The following is an 18,646-nucleotide window of genomic DNA, read 5'->3' on the forward strand; positions in this document are numbered from 1 at the left end:
TTACCGCTCCTTCATCTTTGCCACAGATTTTCGAACTTCATCCATGATGCGATTTTTATGATCCCAGCAGTCTTGGGATAGATCCACGGGGTATTTTTGCGGGTTTAGATCACGTTTATACTCTTCCCATAATGAATCCAAGTTGTCTTTTGCTGTTTGTTTGACTTCTTCAATTGTCGGCATTTCATAAACACGCTGTCCATCGACAAAAATATCTTGTAAGATTGGTCGTGCTGTAAAGTTGCGCACTGTCTTGTTAATGTACGTATACACCGGATGGAACATGAAAATTTCGTCTTCTTCACGAGGATCTTCATCCCATAAGGTTACGTAATCACCTTCTGATTTACCATCAGAATTACGAGTGATGCGCCATACTTGTTTCTTGCCTGGAGTAGTTACTTTTTCTGCGTTACTGGATAGTTTAATCGTATCAATCATTTTGCCTTCTTCATTCTCAATAGACACTAGCTTGAAGACTGCTCCTAAAGCTGGTTGGTCATAGGCTGTAATTAACTTCGTACCTACTCCCCAAACATCAATTTTAGCATGCTGCATTTTTAAGTTTTGAATCGTGCTTTCGTCTAAGTCATTGGAAGCATAAATTTTAGCATCTGGAAAGCCTGCTTCATCCAGCTGCTGACGAACTCGTTTGGAAATATAGGCCATATCACCGCTATCAATTCGAACACCCATAAAATTGATTTTATCGCCCATTTCATGAGCAACACGAATGGCACTAGGTACGCCTGAATTCAATGTATCATACGTATCAACAAGGAACACACAATCTTTATGGGTTTGAGCATAGGCCATGAACGCTTCATAATCATTGCCGTAAGATTGGACTAATGAATGTGCATGCGTCCCACTATCAGGAATACCAAAGATCTTACCCGCTCGTACATTACTAGTCGCATCTGCTCCACCGATGTAAGCCGCTCGCGTTCCCCAAATCGCCGCATCTAATTCCTGTGCTCGACGGGTCCCAAATTCTAATAATGGATCATCACCAATCACTGATTTAATTCTTGCCGCTTTAGTTGCAATTAATGTTTGGAAATTAACGATGTTTAACAATGCTGTTTCAACCAGTTGGCAATGTAACAAAGGTCCCTCAATTTGGATGATTGGTTCATTATTAAACACTAACTCTCCTTCAACTGCTGAACGGACTGTACACGCAAGCTTAAAATTTCGTAAATAGTCAATAAACGCTTCAGGATACTCTTCTACTTCAGCTAGATAAGCCAGATCACTCTCACTGAAGGTCAACTCTTCCAAATAGTTTACTAAGCGCTCTAGGCCTGCAAAGATGACATAACCATTCTCAAATGGCATATTGCGGAAGTAGCATTCGAAAACCGCATGCAGATTTGCCCGTCCTGTTTCCCAATATGTCTTCATCATATTGATTTGATACAAATCTGTATGCAACGTTAAACTGTCATCCTCGTATAGCTTTTTCATAATCAAACTCCCTTTTTTGTAAATTCAATGGTTCTATTATATCAAAAAAAAGGAAAAGCGTATTGCTTTTCCTCTTTTATCACATATTCTACTTTACTTTGTACTCGATAAGAATAATATCTTTGTAGTTATGGCGTGGACGAATCCCAGCGTCTAGGATCTGCTTTTTGTATCCTACATTTACTTCAACTGCATTGCGATCCACTTTTAAGATACGATGAATAATCGTCTCTACTTCATCATGCTTTATTTTGCGATGGCGGTTCAACAACAATAATGTGATTGTATCAAACCGATCCAAGTAAACAATCTTTGTCCGATCATAGGCAAATAATTTATATAGTTTGATTGCTTGCTGATTAGCAAAAGCTAGCTTGGACAATTCGGGATACAGTGCTTCAAGATTTACATTGCTGGTAATTGGTGTCTCGATTAATTTCATCCTTATCCCTCCCTTTCCCATCTATTGTAGCACAAGAATGCCAGTAAGCCCTTTCTCAATAACAATGAAATAAGCCCTTTGATTAAATATACGCAGTTGTCTGACATTTTTATTGGAGCAAAACCCAATAATTAGCTTGTGCGACAATTTCTAAATCAACAATCTTTTCTTCTAATATTAACATCATCATTTACAAAGTTACGATTTTAATAAAAGGAAACAGCTATTTAGAAGTGAGTTTTACGTTATGACTAGGAAGTCTGTAGTATTCATAAAATGAATCGACTAATCTTACTTTTACAAAAAAAGCTAAAGACCATTTTCAGTCTTTAGCTTCTACGCTATTTATTTTTCAACACTTTCTTTTGCACTTTCTGCTGCTAACTTACCTGAAGTTAATGCCCATGCATTATTTGCTCCTGACGGTGAGTCTGTACCCATTACACCACCAACTACTTCACCGGCTGCATAAAGGCCTTGAATCGCTTCACCGGCTTTGTTAAGCACCTCTAAGTGATCGTTTGCTACTAATCCACCCATCGTTGTTGCAAAACGTGGTTTTTGTTCGATTAAGTAGTAAGGACCTTCTCCTACTGGTTTTTGTAGGAACTCCGGTTGACGACCAAATTCTTCATCGACACCTTTTTCAACGTATTCGTTATAAAGTGCCACTGTTTCAGCTAAGCTATTGCCCGGCATCCCAGCTTTTGCAGCTAATTCTGTTAAGGATTCAGCACGGAAGGCTTTCGGATTACCCATACCGTTGTTAGAAATCCAACGCTCTAAATCTTCATGCGCAATCCCACCTTCAGCAACTGCATCACTGAATTTCTCGAAATGTTCTTGATCCAACAAGATATACAACATTTGAGGATTTTGTTCTAGTAATTTTTCTAGTACTTCTTTGTTGCTGGCACGTTCATTGACCACACGTTTTCCATCAATGTTTACTAGCAAACCATTTTCTTTCAATACAGCGATATTTCCGCCAATTGTTGATTTCGCATAACCTTTAGAAACTTCCACACCATTTGGATAAATTTTTCCGTATTCCATTAAGCGAGTATCGGCATCAACTCCTGGAGCTGTTGCCATCAATAAGCCGTCTCCAGTAGAAGATTTCGTTCCGTAGAATAGAATCTTATTCAATTCTCTACTTAATAGGTTTGGATTGTTTCCATAGCCACCAGTAGTTAGGATAACTGCTTTAGCGGTAATATTGTGGGTTTTACCTGTTTCTTCTACTGCTTTAAGTCCCGTTACTTTTCCATTATCATCCGTGAATAATTCTTCTGCTTTAGTTTGTAGATAAATTGTCACATTGCTGTTGTCCAAAGCTTTACGAGCACTTGCCGCAAATCCATGTCCACCATCTTTATAAGCCAACTCACGGTTTTTACGGTACTCAGCTAAGACGTGAAGTCCGCCTTCCATGTCGTAGTCTACACCCATATACTCATGAACCCAGTCAGTTGTCGGTCCAACATTTTTAGCTAACAACGTTACCAGTTCAGGAACATTTTTGCCACTACCGTTTTTCATGAAGTCTTCAACCATTAGTTCAACTGTATCGTCTGTAACACCAGCTTCTGCTTGCAGCTTCGAGCCTAATACAACTTGGTTCCCGCCACTGATCGAGATTGCTCCACCGACGAAACTCATTTTTTCAACGACAATTGTTTTCAGCCCTAATTGATCTGCTCTTAAGGCCGCTGAGATTCCTGCAGCACCAGAACCTACGATTACAACGTCTGCTGTTTCTTCAACAACTTCTTTCGACCATTGAACTGTTGGTTTCGGACGAGCTTTCAAGACTTCAGAGCTTGCGCCAGCTAATTCGACCGCTTCAGCAATTCCGTCAATAACTCCTTGGCTTGAAGCAGAGGCACCTGAGATAACATCCACATTCAAGGTTTGACCATCAATAATTTGTTGTGGCAAGCGTTCAAACACTTGGTCTGACAAGCCTTCTGATTCTGCACCAGAATCAATATCAATACTTTCGATCCGTTCAGTTGAGAAGGTTACTTTCATTTCGATTTCGCTATTGTGTCCTTTAGCCGCAACTGTGTAAGTTCCTGGCTTGAACTCTAGCTTCATTTTTTGCAATTCTTTCAAACGTTCATATTTACGTTTTTCTTCTTCAGGGTCTTTAACCATAACCATTGAATCCATAAAGTCCCACAATGGCGTTGGAATTAATAATTCTTTTTGTTTAGCAACGTGCGCATATTCTGGTACAGGTTGACCGTCTTTAATCATTTGTACCCAGTTAGGTTCAACTAAGAAGCCTTTACCAACTGCTAATAAGTCATAGCCTAGTTGTAAAGCTTCGTCAGCATTTTCACGCTGCAAAATAGAACCAACACCCATGATTGGAATAGTTGCCAATTCAGGGGAACGTTGTGCCAAATATTTCGTGATCAATGGTTCCGGATCGTTTGATTCAACGATTGATGGACGTGTATAAGCCCCCATTGAGAAGTGGAAGTAATCTGGTTTCAAGGTTGCTAAAGTATTCAATAAATACATAGTATCTTCAAAGCGAATACCTGGTTCTTCTAATTCTTCTGGAGAGAAACGATAACCGACGATGAAGTTTTCTGCCCCTTGTTCTTCAATGACACGTTGAACTTCTTTCATCACTTCCATCGGGAAAAGTGCACGGTTTTCACGGCTGCCACCCCATTTGTCTTGACGACGATTAGAGTGTGGAGAGAAGAACTGCTGCAGCAAGAACGTATTAGCTCCGTGAATTTCCACACCGTCAAAGCCTGCTTGAATCGCACGGCGAGTGGCATCCCCAAATAGCTTGATCATTTCTTCAATTTGTTCTTCAGTCATTTCTCTTGGCACAGGAGCACCTGGACGCAATGCAGCAACTGGACTAGCAGAAATAGGAACTGCACCACCATTTAATTCAGGCCAAGCCATACGACCGGCATGATAAATCTGCATGATTGCTTGTGAACCTTCACCTTTGATAGTTGATGCTAATTCAGTCAAACCTGCTACTTTTTTATCAGTGTCTACTCCAACTGCACCTGGGAAACCGCGGCCCTTGTCTTCAACGAAGCAACTTTCAACGATGACTGCTGCTGCATCCCCTGAACGGAATTTATAGTAATCAATAAGTTGTTGAGTAACTTCCCCATCGTAGAACGCAGATTGTGTAGTCATCGGTGACATAAATAGACGATTCTTAAATGTAGCACCTGAGTTTAAAGTAATTGCATCAAATAGACCTCTTGCCATTGTTGTTTTTCCTCCTAGAATTCTTTTAATTTATCTTCCTACTATATAAATAAACATTTACTCCAATAAAGTAACGTAAGGTTTCAGCTTTTCAGATATGAGTATTTCGTTCGTACGGGTAATAACCAAACCTTCAACTTGCGGCATTTGGTTCAGCCAATTCAGAATCTTTCGAGATGATTCGTGAAATAAAATTGTGGTCCAAAATTCTCCATCCAGCGACTGATCAGACACGATTGTCAGACTGGCAACATCATTTTCGACAGGATACCCTGTCTGTGAATCAAATATGTGGTGGTATTGCTTTTCACCTATTTTTAGTACCCGTTCATAAATGCCCGAAGTCACCACTGATTGGTCGCAATTTTTGATAACGGCAACTAGATTTCCACGTTTTTTCAGCGGATTTTGAATCCCGACATTCCAAACACCTTCTGGATTTTTTGAAGATGATCCGAGTGTCAGAACATTACCGCCCAAATCAATAAATCCTGAACGGACACCTTGTGTTTTGAAATACCGTTTTAGCTCATCCGCAAAATAACCTTTTGCCAATGCTCCCAAGTCAATTTCCATACCCTTTTTCTTCAAAAAAACCGTTTGGTTCTCATCATCTAGTTGGATATCCTCCAAGTTGATGAGGGATAATCGCTCTGCAATTTCATTATCGGTTGGAACCCGTGCATCTTGAAAACCAACATGCCATAGTTTAATCAAAGGCCCTATTGCAATATTTAGCTTAGAATGTGAAGAGATTCCCATATCCCGCCCTTTTTTGATCAATTCATATAAATCCGGTAGCACCTTAATCGGTTTTATTCCTGCTTGTGCATTAACCTTCATTAAATCTGAATCATTTTGATTCGCACTAAAACGCTGTTGAAAATCTTCTAACATACTTTGCGCGTAATCCAACAACAGTTGGGCTTGTGGATGCTCAATGGATAGGGTGATTACTGTTCCCATCATTTCTAATACGCGGGTCTTTAATGACAATAAAAGACCTCCCTTTTTGAAAGATTGTTATTTTGTGAGCATTCAAGAATAAAATAATACTTTTAGTTTTAAAAAAAGAAATTTTTACCTGTAATGTCTCACTATGTATTTGAATACTTTGCAGAAGTTTTAGTAATTGTCTTCTTTTATGTTCATGCCAAAACTTACATGTAAAACATTCTCGCTGTTCCATGACCTATTGTAAAAGACCGGAACTATAAAATCTAATACTTTATTTGAATGATATCGATAGAATACATTTATCAATCGGCTGTAAAGGTTAGCGCTTACAGCTTTGTTGACAAAGTTCGTTCCCAAACTCTTCCTATTTAAATGCAAAAAAAAGAAATCTCTTCAAAATTCGAAGAGATTCCTTAATAGTTTCTTACATCATGCCGCCCATCATTGATGGATCCATCGCTGGAGCTGCAGGGCCATTTTCGGCAGGCTTGTCAGCAACAACTGCTTCTGTTGTCAATAATAAAGCAGATACAGAAGCTGCATTTTGTAATGCTGAACGTGTTACTTTAGTTGGGTCAACAATTCCCGTTTCAATCATATTTACCCATTCGCCAGTCGCTGCGTTAAAACCAACGCCTTGATCAGCATGTTTTAATTTATCAATAACAACTGATCCTTCGTAACCAGCATTTTCAGCGATTTGACGAACCGGTTCTTCTAGTGCGCGAACAACGATACTAATACCAGTTGCAGCATCGCCTTCAGCTTCTAGTTCAGCCACTTTTTTAATTACGTTAACTAGTGCAGTTCCTCCACCAGAAACGATTCCTTCTTCAACCGCTGCGCGGGTTGAGTTCAAGGCATCTTCAATGCGTAGTTTCAATTCTTTAAGCTCAGTTTCAGTAGCAGCACCAACTTTAACAACTGCGACTCCACCAGCTAATTTAGCCAAACGTTCTTGCAATTTTTCACGGTCGAAATCAGAAGTTGTTTCATCGATTTGACGTTTGATTAATTCCACACGTTCTTGTAATTTTTCTTTGCTTCCAGCACCTTCTACGATAGTTGTGTTGTCTTTATCAACAACAACTTTACCAGCAGAACCTAAGTTTTCAACAGTTGCATCTTTCAATTCTAAACCAAGGTCTTCAGTGATTACTGTAGCACCAGTTAAAACAGCGATATCTTCTAGCATTGCTTTACGACGATCGCCAAAACCAGGAGCTTTAACTGCCACAACATTAAATGTTCCACGAATTTTATTTAATACCAATGTTGGTAACGCTTCACCATCAACATCATCAGCAATGATTAGTAATGAGCGAGATTGTTGTAGTACTTGTTCCAACAATGGCAAGATATCTTGAATGTTAGAGATTTTTTTATCTGTAATTAGAATATATGGATTGTCTAAAGCTGCTTCCATTTTATCGTTGTCAGTTACCATGTATTGTGACAAGTAACCACGATCAAATTGCATACCTTCTACAACATCTAGTTCAGTATCAATCCCTTTAGATTCTTCAATTGTGATAACACCGTCGTTACCAACTTTTTCCATTGCTTCAGCGATTAATTTACCAACTTCTTCGCTACCAGAAGAAACAGCCGCAACTTGTGCGATTGAGTCTTTAGAATCAACCTCTTTTGAAATGCTGTGCAATTCTTCTACAGCTGTTTTAGTTGCTAATTCAATCCCACGACGGATACCCATTGGGTTAGCGCCAGCAGTAACATTTTTTAAGCCTTCGCGAACAATTGCTTGAGTTAGGACTGTTGCAGTTGTTGTACCGTCACCGGCAATATCATTTGTTTTTGAAGCAACTTCAGAAACAAGTTTTGCTCCCATGTTTTCAAAATGATCTTCTAATTCAATATCTTTAGCAATTGTTACACCGTCATTGGTAATCAATGGTGAACCGTAAGATTTTTCTAAAACAACGTTACGACCTTTAGGCCCTAAGGTTACTTTTACTGTATCTGCTAATTTATCAACTCCACGAAGCATTGCTGCGCGTGCGTCTTCTGAAAATTTGATTTCTTTTGTCATAATTTCTCCACCTCAATCTGTTTTATTCTACAATAGCCATAATATCTTTGGCAGAAAGAATTAAGTATTCTGTTCCGTCATATTTCACTTCTGTTCCAGCATATTTTTCAAACATTACTGTGTCGCCAACCGCTATGGGCATTGGACTTTTTTCACCGTTGTCTAACACGTTGCCTTCACCAACAGCTACAACTTTCGCAGTTTGTGGTTTTTCTTTAGCAGCAGAGGCTAAAACGATACCGCCTACTGTTTTTTCTTCTTCTTGAGCGACTTCAAGAATGACGCGATCACCTAATGGTTTTAACACGATAAATCCCTCCAAAATAGTAATGATTATAAAGTCGTTAGCACTCGTAACTTTAGAGTGCTAACTCACAGTTCTTATCATACCATTTTTTATGTCTTTTGCAAGTCATACCTTCTCTTTTTTTCAAATTTTCTAAAGTAAGATTTCTTACCTTTTATGCTATAATGACTAACAAATCTGTTAATTGGAAGGATTCACTATGAGAACAAGGAATTATATTTTCCTTACAATTTTTACTTATGGTCTAGTATTATTTTCACCGATATTATTTGCTCCCTTTGTAGGATCAGATAAGCAGCAATTAATTCAAATCACGACCTACTCTTATATTGTCGGTGCCCTATTGCTAATCTTTTATTGGAGAAAGAGTCAGCCTTTATCACTTGAGAAAAGTAGTCGCCGCTTTCCGATTGCTGTTATGTATGGAATTGCTGGCATTTTTTTATCTATGATGCTGCAAATGGTTTTATTACAAATTGAAATCCGTCTAACCAACCAACCGATAATGTCACAAAATACGCAAGATATTATTCAGCTTATTCGTGAAAATTCGGTTTTCGTTATTGCTACGACAATTGCCGGACCGATAATGGAAGAAATGATCTTTCGGCGAGCGATATTCGGTGAATTAAGTGAGCGGTTTGGTTTTCTGTTTCCTGCGATTATTAGCTCTTTCCTGTTTGCTCTGGCTCATCAGGATGGCCATTATCTACTGTACGGTGGTCTTGGACTTTTTTTCTGCTGGCTATTTGCTCGTACAGGAAAAATTTGGACTTCTATGATTACGCATGTAGGTATGAACTTGCTCGTGGTTTTAACTCAGCTAGCTATTTCAGTAAATTAGCTGAAGGCCTAATCTTTGCCTTTTCCTAAAATTCCTCCTACACTAAAGTTAATTAGTCAGGAGGAATTTTTATGAAATTAGCTATTATTGGTGCTACAGGTCAAGCTGGTTCTTTGATTTTGAACGAAGCCTTGGAACGTCAGGTGGACGTAACAGCTATTGTCCGCAGTCCAGAAAAATTAGTTGTTGACGTTCCATATATAAAAAAAGACTTGTATGATCTAACCCGAGAAGATCTTACACCATTTGATGTAGTCGTTGACGCTTTTCGTCCACCAATGGGAAAAGAGGACCTTCATCAAACTTCGTTGCAGCATCTGATCGATCTTTTATCTGGAACTGACACACGATTATTGGTTGTAGGTGGTGCTTCTTCTCTTTATCTAGATGATCAAAAAACACAACGAATGATTGATGTTTCCAATCCGAACGCACCTTATTATCCAACGGCCTATAATATGTATCAAGCTTTCCTAGAATTGCCAAAAACTAAAAACCTATATTGGGGTTACTTAAGTCCAGCAGCTAACTTTGTTCCTAATGGCCGTCGTACAGGACATTATCAACTTAGCGATGATCGGTTAAAAGCAAACAGCCAGGGAAATAGTGAAATCAGTATGGCTGATTATGCTATTGCCATGGTAGATGAAGCCTTGCGCAACAAGCATGCTAACCAACATTTTAGTGTCGTAAGTTTATAAAAAGGGCTTCACAAATAATTATAATCAGGTTCAGATACCAAGATAAGCAAAAAATAAGTGGCTGTGACGTTTTATGTCACAGCCACTTAAAACCATATAATCAGTGTAACTAAAGCAGCTCTTATTTAATCGTTAACGCCTTTAATTGCGCCGTAATTTCTTCCTCACCAGCACCTGCTGACAACAAAGCACTTGCTGTGTAGGCACCTTCTACCATGGCAACATCGAACAGTTCAACCTTCTTATCAGTGAATTCTATAGCCATTTCTAAATTCATTTTGGCACTGCCAAGGTCATAAAAAGCAAATAGTTCATCACTTTCATTTTCTTCAATAGCGGCTAAAATCCGCTCCATTGAAGTGCCGATTGCTCCTGCCTCTAAACCACCGGCAGTAGTAATTGAAATATCTGGTGCTACTTCACGAATCAGGCGCCTTAGTCCTTCAGGTATTTCTGACGTATGAGAAATCAACAGAACACCTTTAGTCATCAAATACACCTGCTTCTAAAAATGACTCAAAAAGATAGGCAGATGACATTGCTCCTGGATCGATATGACCGATAGAACGATCACCGACATAGGAAGCACGTCCCTTAGTTGCTTTCAAATCCTTCGTTTTTTCAGCTAACACTTGAAGTTCCTCTTTAGTCAACGGACCTTCTTTTAATTGTTCAATCGCTGGGAACCATAAATCCAGCATGGTTTTTTGACCTTCTGTTGAATCCCCGCGTTTAGCAATGCCTGCCGCTGCTGCTGCTAATAAGACATTTGGATCAGCTGATGTTTTACTAGCTTTCATCATTTCCATCATGGCTGTCCCATAAAGTGGACCAGAAGCTCCCCCAACTTTACTGATCAATGCCATTGCTGCAGCTTTAAATATAGCTGGTAAGTCGCCATCTAGGTTCGCTGCCATAACCGCATCCATGCCCCGACCCATATTATTTCCATGGTCGCCGTCGCCAATGGGTGTATCTAGTTCACTCAAGTAGTCTTTCTTCGCTTGAATTTTTTCGTTAAACAATTGCAAAGCCTTCTTCAAATTCTCTGGTGTAAACATCGTCATCCTCCTATCACAGATTGCTGTTGGTAAATTCGCTTACCACGCAATCGTATGAACTGGTTCGTTCAGCAAACGTAAACGTTCGTCGTCCAATTTAATTAATGTTACTGATGCACCCGCCATGTCCAATGAAGTCATGTAGTTGCCAACTTTTGAAAACGCAACTTGAATACCATCAGCTGCTAATAGCGTTTTTACGTCATTGAAGTAAATGAATAACTCCATTAATGGTGTTGCGCCCATGCCATTAACAAACAGCCCGTAGCTTTCGCCCTCTTGCCAATTGTATTCCGCTTTTAGCTTGCTAACGACTTCTTCGGCCATTTCACGGGATGTTTTGATTTTTTCACGGCGATAACCTGGTTCACCATGAATACCCACGCCAAATTCCATTTCGTCATCAGCTAAAACAAATCCTGGTTTGCCTACCTCTGGAACGGTTGCACCAGATAAAGCAACTCCAATTGTTTTAATATCAGCAACTAATGCTTTCCCATACTCAGCAAGTTCGCTCACACTTTTTCCCTCTCTAGCCAGTGCACCTAAAACTTTATGAACTAGTACGGTTCCAGCAACTCCTCTGCGCCCTTGAGTATAAGTACTATCTTCTACAGCAATATCGTCATCTACTAAAACTGAAGCCACTTCGATGTCTTCCATCTCAGCTAAATCTTTTGCCATATCGAAATTCATGACGTCACCTGAATAATTTTTAACAATCATCAGTGTGCCTTTGCCTCTATCCGAAGCTTTGATTGCCTCAAAAATTTGATCGGGAGTTGGTGATGTAAAGACTTGTCCACAAACTGCCGCACTAAGCATTCCATCGCCAACAAATCCAGCATGAGAAGGTTCGTGACCACTACCACCACCACTAACTAAAGCCACTTGATCGAAATCGTCCGCACGGGCAACTACCAAGGTTTCGGGTACTTGAACTAAATACTCTGGGTAAGCGCTTACTAAACCAGCAACCATTTCATCTACTACATCTTTAGCTTGATTGATTATCTTTTTCACTTTGACTCCTCCTTTAATTATCTTACATCTTTTATTCTATCACTTAGCGGATTAAACGAGAAGTTGCAATAAACCATTGAACAAAATTGTGCAACTGAACAAAATAAGCCTATAAAATGATTGAAGTCATTTTATAGGCTTTATCTTTAGATTGCAAATAATTCAGTTGAACATTCAGGATCAGTATCATAGACATTAAATTGATAATTAACACCTAAATCATAACGAGTCAAGGTTTCTTCCATCGTCATATGAGCCAATTCCTTCATATTGTTTTCTTTACTTAAATGACCTAAGTAAATTCGTTTTGTATTGTCACCAATGATATCGGTCATCACTAGTGCACCATCTTCATTGGATAAATGACCACGGTCTCCTAAGATCCGCTGCTTTAAGCTCCAAGGATACGGCCCCATGCGCAGCATTTCCAAATCGTGGTTACTTTCTACCAGATAGGCATCCGCATTACGAATCGTTCCTCTCACATGATCACTGGCATAACCAGTATCTGTCAGCATAACAAAAGAACGTCCATCTTTGTAAAAACGATAAAATTGAGGCGCCGCCGCATCGTGTGATACGCCGAAACTTTCAATATCCATATCGCCAAAAGTCATTACTTTACCCATTTCAAAAATGTGTCTTTGTTCAAGACTTACATTACCAATTAATGAGTCCATTGCTTCCCAGGTTTTTTCGTTAGCATACACGGGTAGTTTATATTTTCGTGCTAGAACGCCTACCCCATGAATATGATCACGATGTTCATGAGTAACTAGAATAGCGTCCAGATCTTCTGGCTTGCGATTTACTTCCGCCAGCAGTGAAGTTATTTTCTTACCGCTTAATCCAGCATCCACTAATACCTTCTTTTCAGCGCTCTCTAAGTACAATGAATTGCCTGTACTGCCACTGGCTAAAACACTAATTTGAAAGGCGTGATTCATTTCCAACATAAGTGATTGTCCTCTCTTAGTAAAACTGCTCTTAGTATACAACCCTTTTTATGGATTTTCCACCTTTGGCACCAAATTATTAGAAATAACCTGATTACTGATGGCATTCACTTTTTCCACTTGTACTACTTTATCCGCACTTTCGATTCGGACAAACCAAACGGGAACATACACATTTTTTTCACGAACTTCCAAGGTACGGAAATAACCTAAATAGATTTCCTGAATAGTCGCACCACTTGGAATATTATTATTAATATACAAAGTATTCAGGATTTCTTTTTCAGAATACAAATTCATCTTTTCCCGCAAAGGTTCGATATCTTTTAACATTGTTTGCGTGTACCTAGTAACAGAATGGTCACTGTCATCCGAACTGTCAACATCTAATGTAACCCGCGACGTTTCGTCAATAAAAGGGATTCTTTCATAGGATTGGGCGCCCACAATTTTTATCCCTTCGTCATCATTTCGCGAGATGCTGGGCACGTAAGTATACTGATCACCAGACAGAATAAATTGTGGATCTTTCATCAGCGTTTCAAAACTCTGCTTCCTGTCCTTAACGTCAAACTCCCGATTTTCAATCGGAATAACTGTTAAAATTCGATCTGTTATCGAATAAGAATTAGAAACGACTGGGTTAGTTTGCTGTTGCAACTGCTCATTTAAATCAACCTGTTCCGCACTTAAATAGTAGCCTTCTAAATGCTGATCAGAAATCGTTCCTTTGTAATGAATGTCATCATTTTGCAAGCGCTGTGTGATATCTTCTCTTTGGTTAGAATTGGTGACCAAGCTTTGCTCATGCTGACTATTCCAATAGACACTGAACAAGAAAATATTGATTCCCAAAAAGGCGATTAAGAAAATCCATTCAATTTTGCGAAAATCCACTTAGCTCGCCCCCATTTCTACTAAGTTTCCTTGCAGCAATTCGTTGAAAGTATACCATTGGTCATTAAATTTCACATACCACTCTGGCGTTAATGCTACGACGCGATACACACCGTTTCCACTGTCAACATCTTGCCAAGTGTAACCAATGATATAACTTTGAACTAAACTAAGGTCTACACCAGCTGCCATTAGCTGCCCTTCCATTCCACTAGAACTTGGCAATTCTACCTCGTCTTCAGAGGGAATTGGTACTTGGACAGTGTCCATACTGGTTTCAATTTCGACTTGATCCGGTTGATCGTTTTGGGCTGGATCAATCGATATACTCATTTTACCTTTTGAAGATTGGCTAAAAATAGGGTAGCCTTCTACAAAAATTCGGTAATTCACTTGATTGTTTTGGCGATCAAAGTACCTAAGATTCCCAACAGCTGTTCCTAAGCGGCTTACATAGCTAAAGCTTTGAGTATACAGGCTTTGATCTGCTAATTCTGTTGGTAATTCACCAGAGAATTTTACTAAACGATCTTCGTCATCCATCGTTAATTCTTCATGACCACTGACAAACGATCGTGAATTACTCTCATCTTGTTCCCCTCTGGCCTGCTCAGGCTCTTGGAAAAACGCATTCCGAAACAGCGAATAAGATTGAGTAGTCAGTATATAACTGTATCTTTTTAAGCGAACAGTATCTTGTGTCTGCATTAAACGCGGAACCAATTGGTTTTCCGGCGTCATAGTTAAATAACGATCTGCATTTTGATGATAGATTTCTTGGATCTTCTGAAAATCAGTTGAGATGGACGCTTCATAAACGACATGTTTCTGATAATCTAAGAAACGAATTTTTTGATTATCCGAATCAAGTTGTATTTTCCCAAAGGTAATCGTTTCTTCGTCGTCAATTCCGCTTAAGTCCAAAGGAATATCAAATACCTTCACATATTCAGCCAATGAAAAAGGACCTTCATAATTCAATTCAACGCCATTTGCCAGCTGATAATACTCAGCCGCTTCAGTTTCTGAATTAGCTACTATTTTCAATTCCCCATACGTACTTTCAGTCAAACGAGCCTGCAGCGTTGCCAGCAGATTTTCACTGTTGGTTTGAAAATGCCCACCATCTAAATCCCAGATACCTCTTAATGGTAGAAAAGCATCCGTTGCTTTTGTATAGTTTTGTTCATTATTAAGCACCTGTGAGCTTGAGTCTATACTTGGTGTACGACCTGCAGGGCTGATCCAGATAGAGTAGGTGAAAAACAAGCTTAACAAGATTAATCCCGCTAAAATCAGCCGCATAAATTTTTCAGAAAAACTCATTCCCACCAGTCCTCCTCATAAGGTTCATAAGGTAAGGAGAAGGAGAAGGTCGATCCCTTACCTTCAACACTTTCAACCCAAATATATCCTTTATGGGCTTTGATAACTTCTTTGGATATTGCTAAACCTAAACCAGTACCACCTTGTTTACGAGCACGCGCTCTGTCTACGCGATAAAACCGTTCGAAGACTTTATCTAAATCCTTTTTAGGAATTCCTAAGCCTTCATCGGTAATACTCAATACAACATTGTTATGGGTTTCTAACAAATGAACTGTAATTTTGCCCCCATCAGGTGAATACTTGATGGCATTGTTCATAATATTGTCGATCACTTGCATAATTTTATCTGTATCAATCTCTACCCATAAATCCCGTTCAGTAAAATCTCGGACAATCGTATATTTTTTTTCCTGATTGGTTACCATCATATCAAAACGATCTAAAACATAATCCACCAGCTCATTAAAGTTTACAAATTCAAGATCCATTTGCTGATTACCAGAATCCATGCGGGAAAGATTCAATAGATCATTAATCATCCGAATCATTCGATCCGTTTCCCCAAGCGTTACCTGAATGAATCCAGGTGCAACTTCTTCGTCCTGCCAAGCCCCTTCATCTAAAGCCTCAAGATAACTTCGCACACTGGTTAATGGCGTCCGTAATTCATGAGAAACATTCGAAACGAACTGACGCCGTTCTTCGGCAGTCTTTTCTTGTTCCGTAACATCATGCAAGACTACAACCAATCCACTGATAAACCCAGATTCTCGTCTGATCATTGCAAAATCAGCTCTCAAAATCATCCGATCTTCTTCCAAGTCAGATTTTGATCGATCCAATAAAAGTTCTTCTTGTGCTTCCAACAATTTACGCAACGTGTACTCTTCTTCTAAATCTAAAAGGGTTAAGATGGATTCACCGATCGCATCTTCATTTTTTACATCTAGCAGGGATATCGCCATTTCGTTGATAGTAATAACTTTCCCTCGACGATCCGTTGCGATTACGCCGTCGGTCATGTGAGTCAAGACACTATCTAGGCGATTTCGTTCTGCTTCCATCGTATCTTGGGCATCTTCAATTCGATCTGATAGTTTATTGAAGGTTTCCGCTAATTGACTTAACTCATCGTGACCGTGGATTTCCACCTTGTCAGAATAATCTCCTTGGGCAATCTTAATTGCCTGCTGGCGCATTTCTTCAATCGGTTTAGTAATGGAGCGCGCCACTAATAACGCCACAATCATCGAAATGATACCCGCTATTAAAGAAGCGGTGAAGAAAATGATGGCAGTATTACTTATTTCGGTATATTTTTGCTCAATATCGCTTCGAACATAAAGAGCCCCGATCACGGCTGAATCGCCTGTCGGGGACTGTATTGGCTGAATATTGATATATACCCGTTTATTATTGTCATCAAGCGCGACATATTGCTTCATAGAAAAATCATCAATATCATTGTACTCATTCTTCTTACCAACGATAGCGTCCTTACGACCCACATCATTCGTTGCCAGTACGATACCTTTATCGTCAACAACAAGCATTTCTTGAATATCTGAAGCTCGATTATTTTCTAGTAATCGTTGAATCCCTTCAGCTCCACTATCCGCTTCTTGCATTGTAGTCCCTAAGGTGTTCGCCAAAATAGACACGCGCTGATTCATATCTTTGGTAAAGTTATTAATGGTTTCTTTTTCTAATCCACGAATAAAGTACGCCCCAATAATTTCAATCGAAATCAATAGAATCAAGATAAACGAAAAGGCAATCTTAAAATTCACTGATTGAAAAAAACGGACTTTATTTTTCATTTAGTTCATTACTCCTGTTCAGGGTTACGCAGGTAATAGCCCACGCCTCTTCTTGTTACTAGATAAGTCGGATGGCTTGGGTTGTCTTCGATTTTTTCTCTTAGGCGACGAACAGTTACATCTACTGTACGTACATCCCCAAAATAATCGTAGCCCCAAACGGTTTGCAATAAATGCTCACGCGTCATAACCTGTCCAATGTGTTTTGCTAAATAATGCAGCAATTCAAATTCGCGGTGAGTCAACTCGATGGTCCCACCCCGTTTAGATACCATATAAGCATCTGGATGAATAGTTAGATCACCAATCGTCAAGTCACCTTGCGTCATGTCGTCCTCTTCTTTCGGTGGTTGTCCTCCACGGCGCAGGTTTGCTTTAACCCGGGCAACTAACTCCCGATTGGAAAAAGGTTTGGTTACATAATCGTCGGCTCCTAATTCCAAGCCTAGTACCTTATCAATTTCAGAATCCTTGGCAGTTACCATAATGATAGGCATATCGTGGGTTTTACGAACCTCACGCGCCACTTCTAATCCGTCTTTTTTTGGCAGCATTAAATCAAGTAAAATCAAATCCGGCTGGACTTCTTCGACTCTTTCCAATGCTTCTTCACCATCATAAGCGGTAAACACCTCATAACCTTCCTTCGTTAAATTAAATTTAACGATGTCAGAAATCGGCTTTTCATCATCTACAACTAAAATTTTCTTCACTAAGAGTCACCTCAAACTTTTTCGTCTAATTTCTATGCCTCTTCATTATACCTTATTTCGGGATGTGTTTCATCCTCTCGATGTTTTCCAACCTTTTCTGGGGATTCTTTTATGAAAAAATGAATAAGAATAAAAAAAGATTTTTGATCTAGACGTAAAAAACCACCCATAAATAGGCGTTAATTATTGAAAGAAACATTTACAGAAACTCCCCACTTTAATCATAGTTGTAAAGTATCTATCCCTCACTCACCGTAGCAATTAAGTCTGGCATCTTTTGGCTAAGTGATTCTCTGGAGTAAACGTAATCGATTAGCCAATTTCGAACTTGTTCTTTCTTCAATATCACCGGCATCCTTTCATGAACTGAAAGTACCGATTCATTCCCTCGAGTAGTCAAGACAACGCCTCTGTTCCCATCATCAAACTTTTGGTAAAAACCTGCGAGATAGAGAGCGCCACCATTTCTGCTCCTAAACAAGATGCTTCGTTTTTTGCGATCCCATTCGTAAAATCCTGTGGAAAGAAAGACACAACGATTTTCTTTGAAGGCTTGCGCAAAGCGCGGCTTTTCTAGGACGGTCTCTGAACGGGCATTAATCAAGAGTTGCTTCTTCTTAGGTATCTTGAAACCCCAGACCATGCTGATGGCTTTCACTTTATTGGTTCCGTCATTAATTAACACCGCTGCTTCATCTGAAGGAAAAATTTCTTCTTGTTTATACTGATAACCATTCTTTTCTACGTTTCTAATAATTGCTTGTAAATCTTTTTCTTCTTGAAGTGTCAACTTGATTCGTCCGCACATAATTATACCTCCT

The 18,646-nt window shown here is 39.4% G+C and carries 17 protein-coding genes; 2 read left to right on the forward strand and 15 right to left on the reverse strand.

Annotation, left to right across the window (positions count from 1 at the left end):
- From IGI42_RS04940 to groES, 6 genes are all read right to left on the reverse strand, one after another.
- Window positions 1-1,470, reverse strand: a complete 1,470-nt coding sequence (locus tag IGI42_RS04940; protein WP_438714640.1) for a nicotinate phosphoribosyltransferase — start codon at window positions 1,468-1,470, stop codon at window positions 1-3.
- Window positions 1,471-1,558: 88 nt separating this feature from the next.
- Entirely contained in the window at window positions 1,559-1,912 is a 354-nt protein-coding gene (locus IGI42_RS04945; protein WP_438714642.1) for a DUF1827 family protein, read from the reverse strand.
- Window positions 1,913-2,257: 345 nt separating this feature from the next.
- Complete coding sequence (locus tag IGI42_RS04950; protein ID WP_438714643.1) at window positions 2,258-5,167, reverse strand: FAD-dependent oxidoreductase; 2,910 nt, start codon at window positions 5,165-5,167, stop codon at window positions 2,258-2,260.
- Between the two features lie 57 nt (window positions 5,168-5,224).
- Window positions 5,225-6,163: an FAD:protein FMN transferase gene (locus IGI42_RS04955; protein ID WP_438714644.1), complete on the reverse strand. Its 939-nt coding sequence runs from the start codon at window positions 6,161-6,163 to the stop codon at window positions 5,225-5,227.
- A 385-nt stretch (window positions 6,164-6,548) separates the two neighbouring features.
- Entirely contained in the window at window positions 6,549-8,174 is a 1,626-nt protein-coding gene (gene groL, locus IGI42_RS04960; RefSeq protein WP_438714645.1) for a chaperonin GroEL, read from the reverse strand.
- A 22-nt stretch (window positions 8,175-8,196) separates the two neighbouring features.
- Window positions 8,197-8,481: a co-chaperone GroES gene (gene groES, locus IGI42_RS04965; protein WP_438714646.1), complete on the reverse strand. Its 285-nt coding sequence runs from the start codon at window positions 8,479-8,481 to the stop codon at window positions 8,197-8,199.
- A gap of 199 nt (window positions 8,482-8,680) precedes the next feature.
- On the opposite strand from groES, the gene IGI42_RS04970 reads away from it, so the two are divergent.
- Both IGI42_RS04970 and IGI42_RS04975 read left to right on the forward strand, forming a co-directional pair.
- Entirely contained in the window at window positions 8,681-9,325 is a 645-nt protein-coding gene (locus tag IGI42_RS04970; protein ID WP_438714647.1) for a lysostaphin resistance A-like protein, read from the forward strand.
- Between the two features lie 71 nt (window positions 9,326-9,396).
- Entirely contained in the window at window positions 9,397-10,026 is a 630-nt protein-coding gene (locus IGI42_RS04975; protein WP_438714648.1) for an NAD(P)-dependent oxidoreductase, read from the forward strand.
- 121 nt (window positions 10,027-10,147) lie between these two features.
- On the opposite strand, the gene dhaM is transcribed toward IGI42_RS04975, so the two are convergent.
- From dhaM to IGI42_RS05020, 9 genes are all read right to left on the reverse strand, one after another.
- A complete protein-coding gene (gene dhaM / locus IGI42_RS04980; protein WP_438714649.1) occupies window positions 10,148-10,516 on the reverse strand; it encodes a dihydroxyacetone kinase phosphoryl donor subunit DhaM in 369 nt (122 codons plus the stop codon).
- Window positions 10,509-11,087 carry a dihydroxyacetone kinase subunit DhaL gene (dhaL, locus tag IGI42_RS04985; RefSeq protein ID WP_438714650.1) on the reverse strand — a complete coding sequence of 193 codons (579 nt, stop codon included), beginning with the start codon at window positions 11,085-11,087 and terminating at the stop codon, window positions 10,509-10,511. The genes dhaM and dhaL overlap by 8 nt, the downstream gene beginning before the upstream one ends.
- 39 nt (window positions 11,088-11,126) lie before the next feature.
- Window positions 11,127-12,110, reverse strand: coding sequence for a dihydroxyacetone kinase subunit DhaK (gene dhaK / locus IGI42_RS04990; RefSeq protein ID WP_438714651.1), 984 nt, complete (start codon window positions 12,108-12,110; stop codon window positions 11,127-11,129).
- A gap of 146 nt (window positions 12,111-12,256) precedes the next feature.
- Complete coding sequence (locus tag IGI42_RS04995; protein ID WP_438714652.1) at window positions 12,257-13,066, reverse strand: MBL fold metallo-hydrolase; 810 nt, start codon at window positions 13,064-13,066, stop codon at window positions 12,257-12,259.
- 48 nt (window positions 13,067-13,114) lie between these two features.
- Entirely contained in the window at window positions 13,115-13,963 is an 849-nt protein-coding gene (locus tag IGI42_RS05000) for a two-component system regulatory protein YycI (protein ID WP_438714654.1), read from the reverse strand.
- Window positions 13,964-15,289, reverse strand: coding sequence for a YycH family regulatory protein (locus tag IGI42_RS05005; protein WP_438714656.1), 1,326 nt, complete (start codon window positions 15,287-15,289; stop codon window positions 13,964-13,966).
- The gene (gene walK / locus IGI42_RS05010; RefSeq protein WP_438714658.1) at window positions 15,286-17,112 is read right to left on the reverse strand and encodes a cell wall metabolism sensor histidine kinase WalK; all 1,827 of its coding nucleotides are present in this window, start codon (window positions 17,110-17,112) and stop codon (window positions 15,286-15,288) included. Before walK ends, IGI42_RS05005 begins: the two co-directional genes overlap by 4 nt.
- Before the next feature lie 8 nt (window positions 17,113-17,120).
- A complete protein-coding gene (gene yycF, locus IGI42_RS05015; RefSeq protein WP_438714659.1) occupies window positions 17,121-17,825 on the reverse strand; it encodes a response regulator YycF in 705 nt (234 codons plus the stop codon).
- A 238-nt stretch (window positions 17,826-18,063) separates the two neighbouring features.
- A complete protein-coding gene (locus IGI42_RS05020) occupies window positions 18,064-18,633 on the reverse strand; it encodes an SOS response-associated peptidase (RefSeq protein ID WP_438714661.1) in 570 nt (189 codons plus the stop codon).
- Window positions 18,634-18,646 lie beyond the last annotated feature (13 nt).

The organism is Enterococcus sp. AZ109, assembly GCF_051714625.1.
GTDB lineage: Bacteria > Bacillota > Bacilli > Lactobacillales > Enterococcaceae > Enterococcus_A.

What these genes read in the sequence shown, in the direction of transcription:
- IGI42_RS04940 (WP_438714640.1), bottom strand. Translation starts at nt 1,470, where the DNA reads ATGAAAAAGCTATACGAGGATGACAGTTTAACGTTGCATACAGATTTG.
- IGI42_RS04945 (WP_438714642.1), bottom strand. Translation starts at nt 1,912, where the DNA reads ATGAAATTAATCGAGACACCAATTACCAGCAATGTAAATCTTGAAGCA.
- IGI42_RS04950 (WP_438714643.1), bottom strand. Translation starts at nt 5,167, where the DNA reads ATGGCAAGAGGTCTATTTGATGCAATTACTTTAAACTCAGGTGCTACA.
- groL (WP_438714645.1), bottom strand. Translation starts at nt 8,174, where the DNA reads ATGACAAAAGAAATCAAATTTTCAGAAGACGCACGCGCAGCAATGCTT.
- IGI42_RS04970 (WP_438714647.1), top strand. Translation starts at nt 8,681, where the DNA reads ATGAGAACAAGGAATTATATTTTCCTTACAATTTTTACTTATGGTCTA.
- IGI42_RS04975 (WP_438714648.1), top strand. Translation starts at nt 9,397, where the DNA reads ATGAAATTAGCTATTATTGGTGCTACAGGTCAAGCTGGTTCTTTGATT.
- dhaM (WP_438714649.1), bottom strand. Translation starts at nt 10,516, where the DNA reads ATGACTAAAGGTGTTCTGTTGATTTCTCATACGTCAGAAATACCTGAA.
- dhaL (WP_438714650.1), bottom strand. Translation starts at nt 11,087, where the DNA reads ATGTTTACACCAGAGAATTTGAAGAAGGCTTTGCAATTGTTTAACGAA.
- IGI42_RS04995 (WP_438714652.1), bottom strand. Translation starts at nt 13,066, where the DNA reads ATGTTGGAAATGAATCACGCCTTTCAAATTAGTGTTTTAGCCAGTGGC.
- IGI42_RS05005 (WP_438714656.1), bottom strand. Translation starts at nt 15,289, where the DNA reads ATGAGTTTTTCTGAAAAATTTATGCGGCTGATTTTAGCGGGATTAATC.
- walK (WP_438714658.1), bottom strand. Translation starts at nt 17,112, where the DNA reads ATGAAAAATAAAGTCCGTTTTTTTCAATCAGTGAATTTTAAGATTGCC.
- IGI42_RS05020 (WP_438714661.1), bottom strand. Translation starts at nt 18,633, where the DNA reads ATGTGCGGACGAATCAAGTTGACACTTCAAGAAGAAAAAGATTTACAA.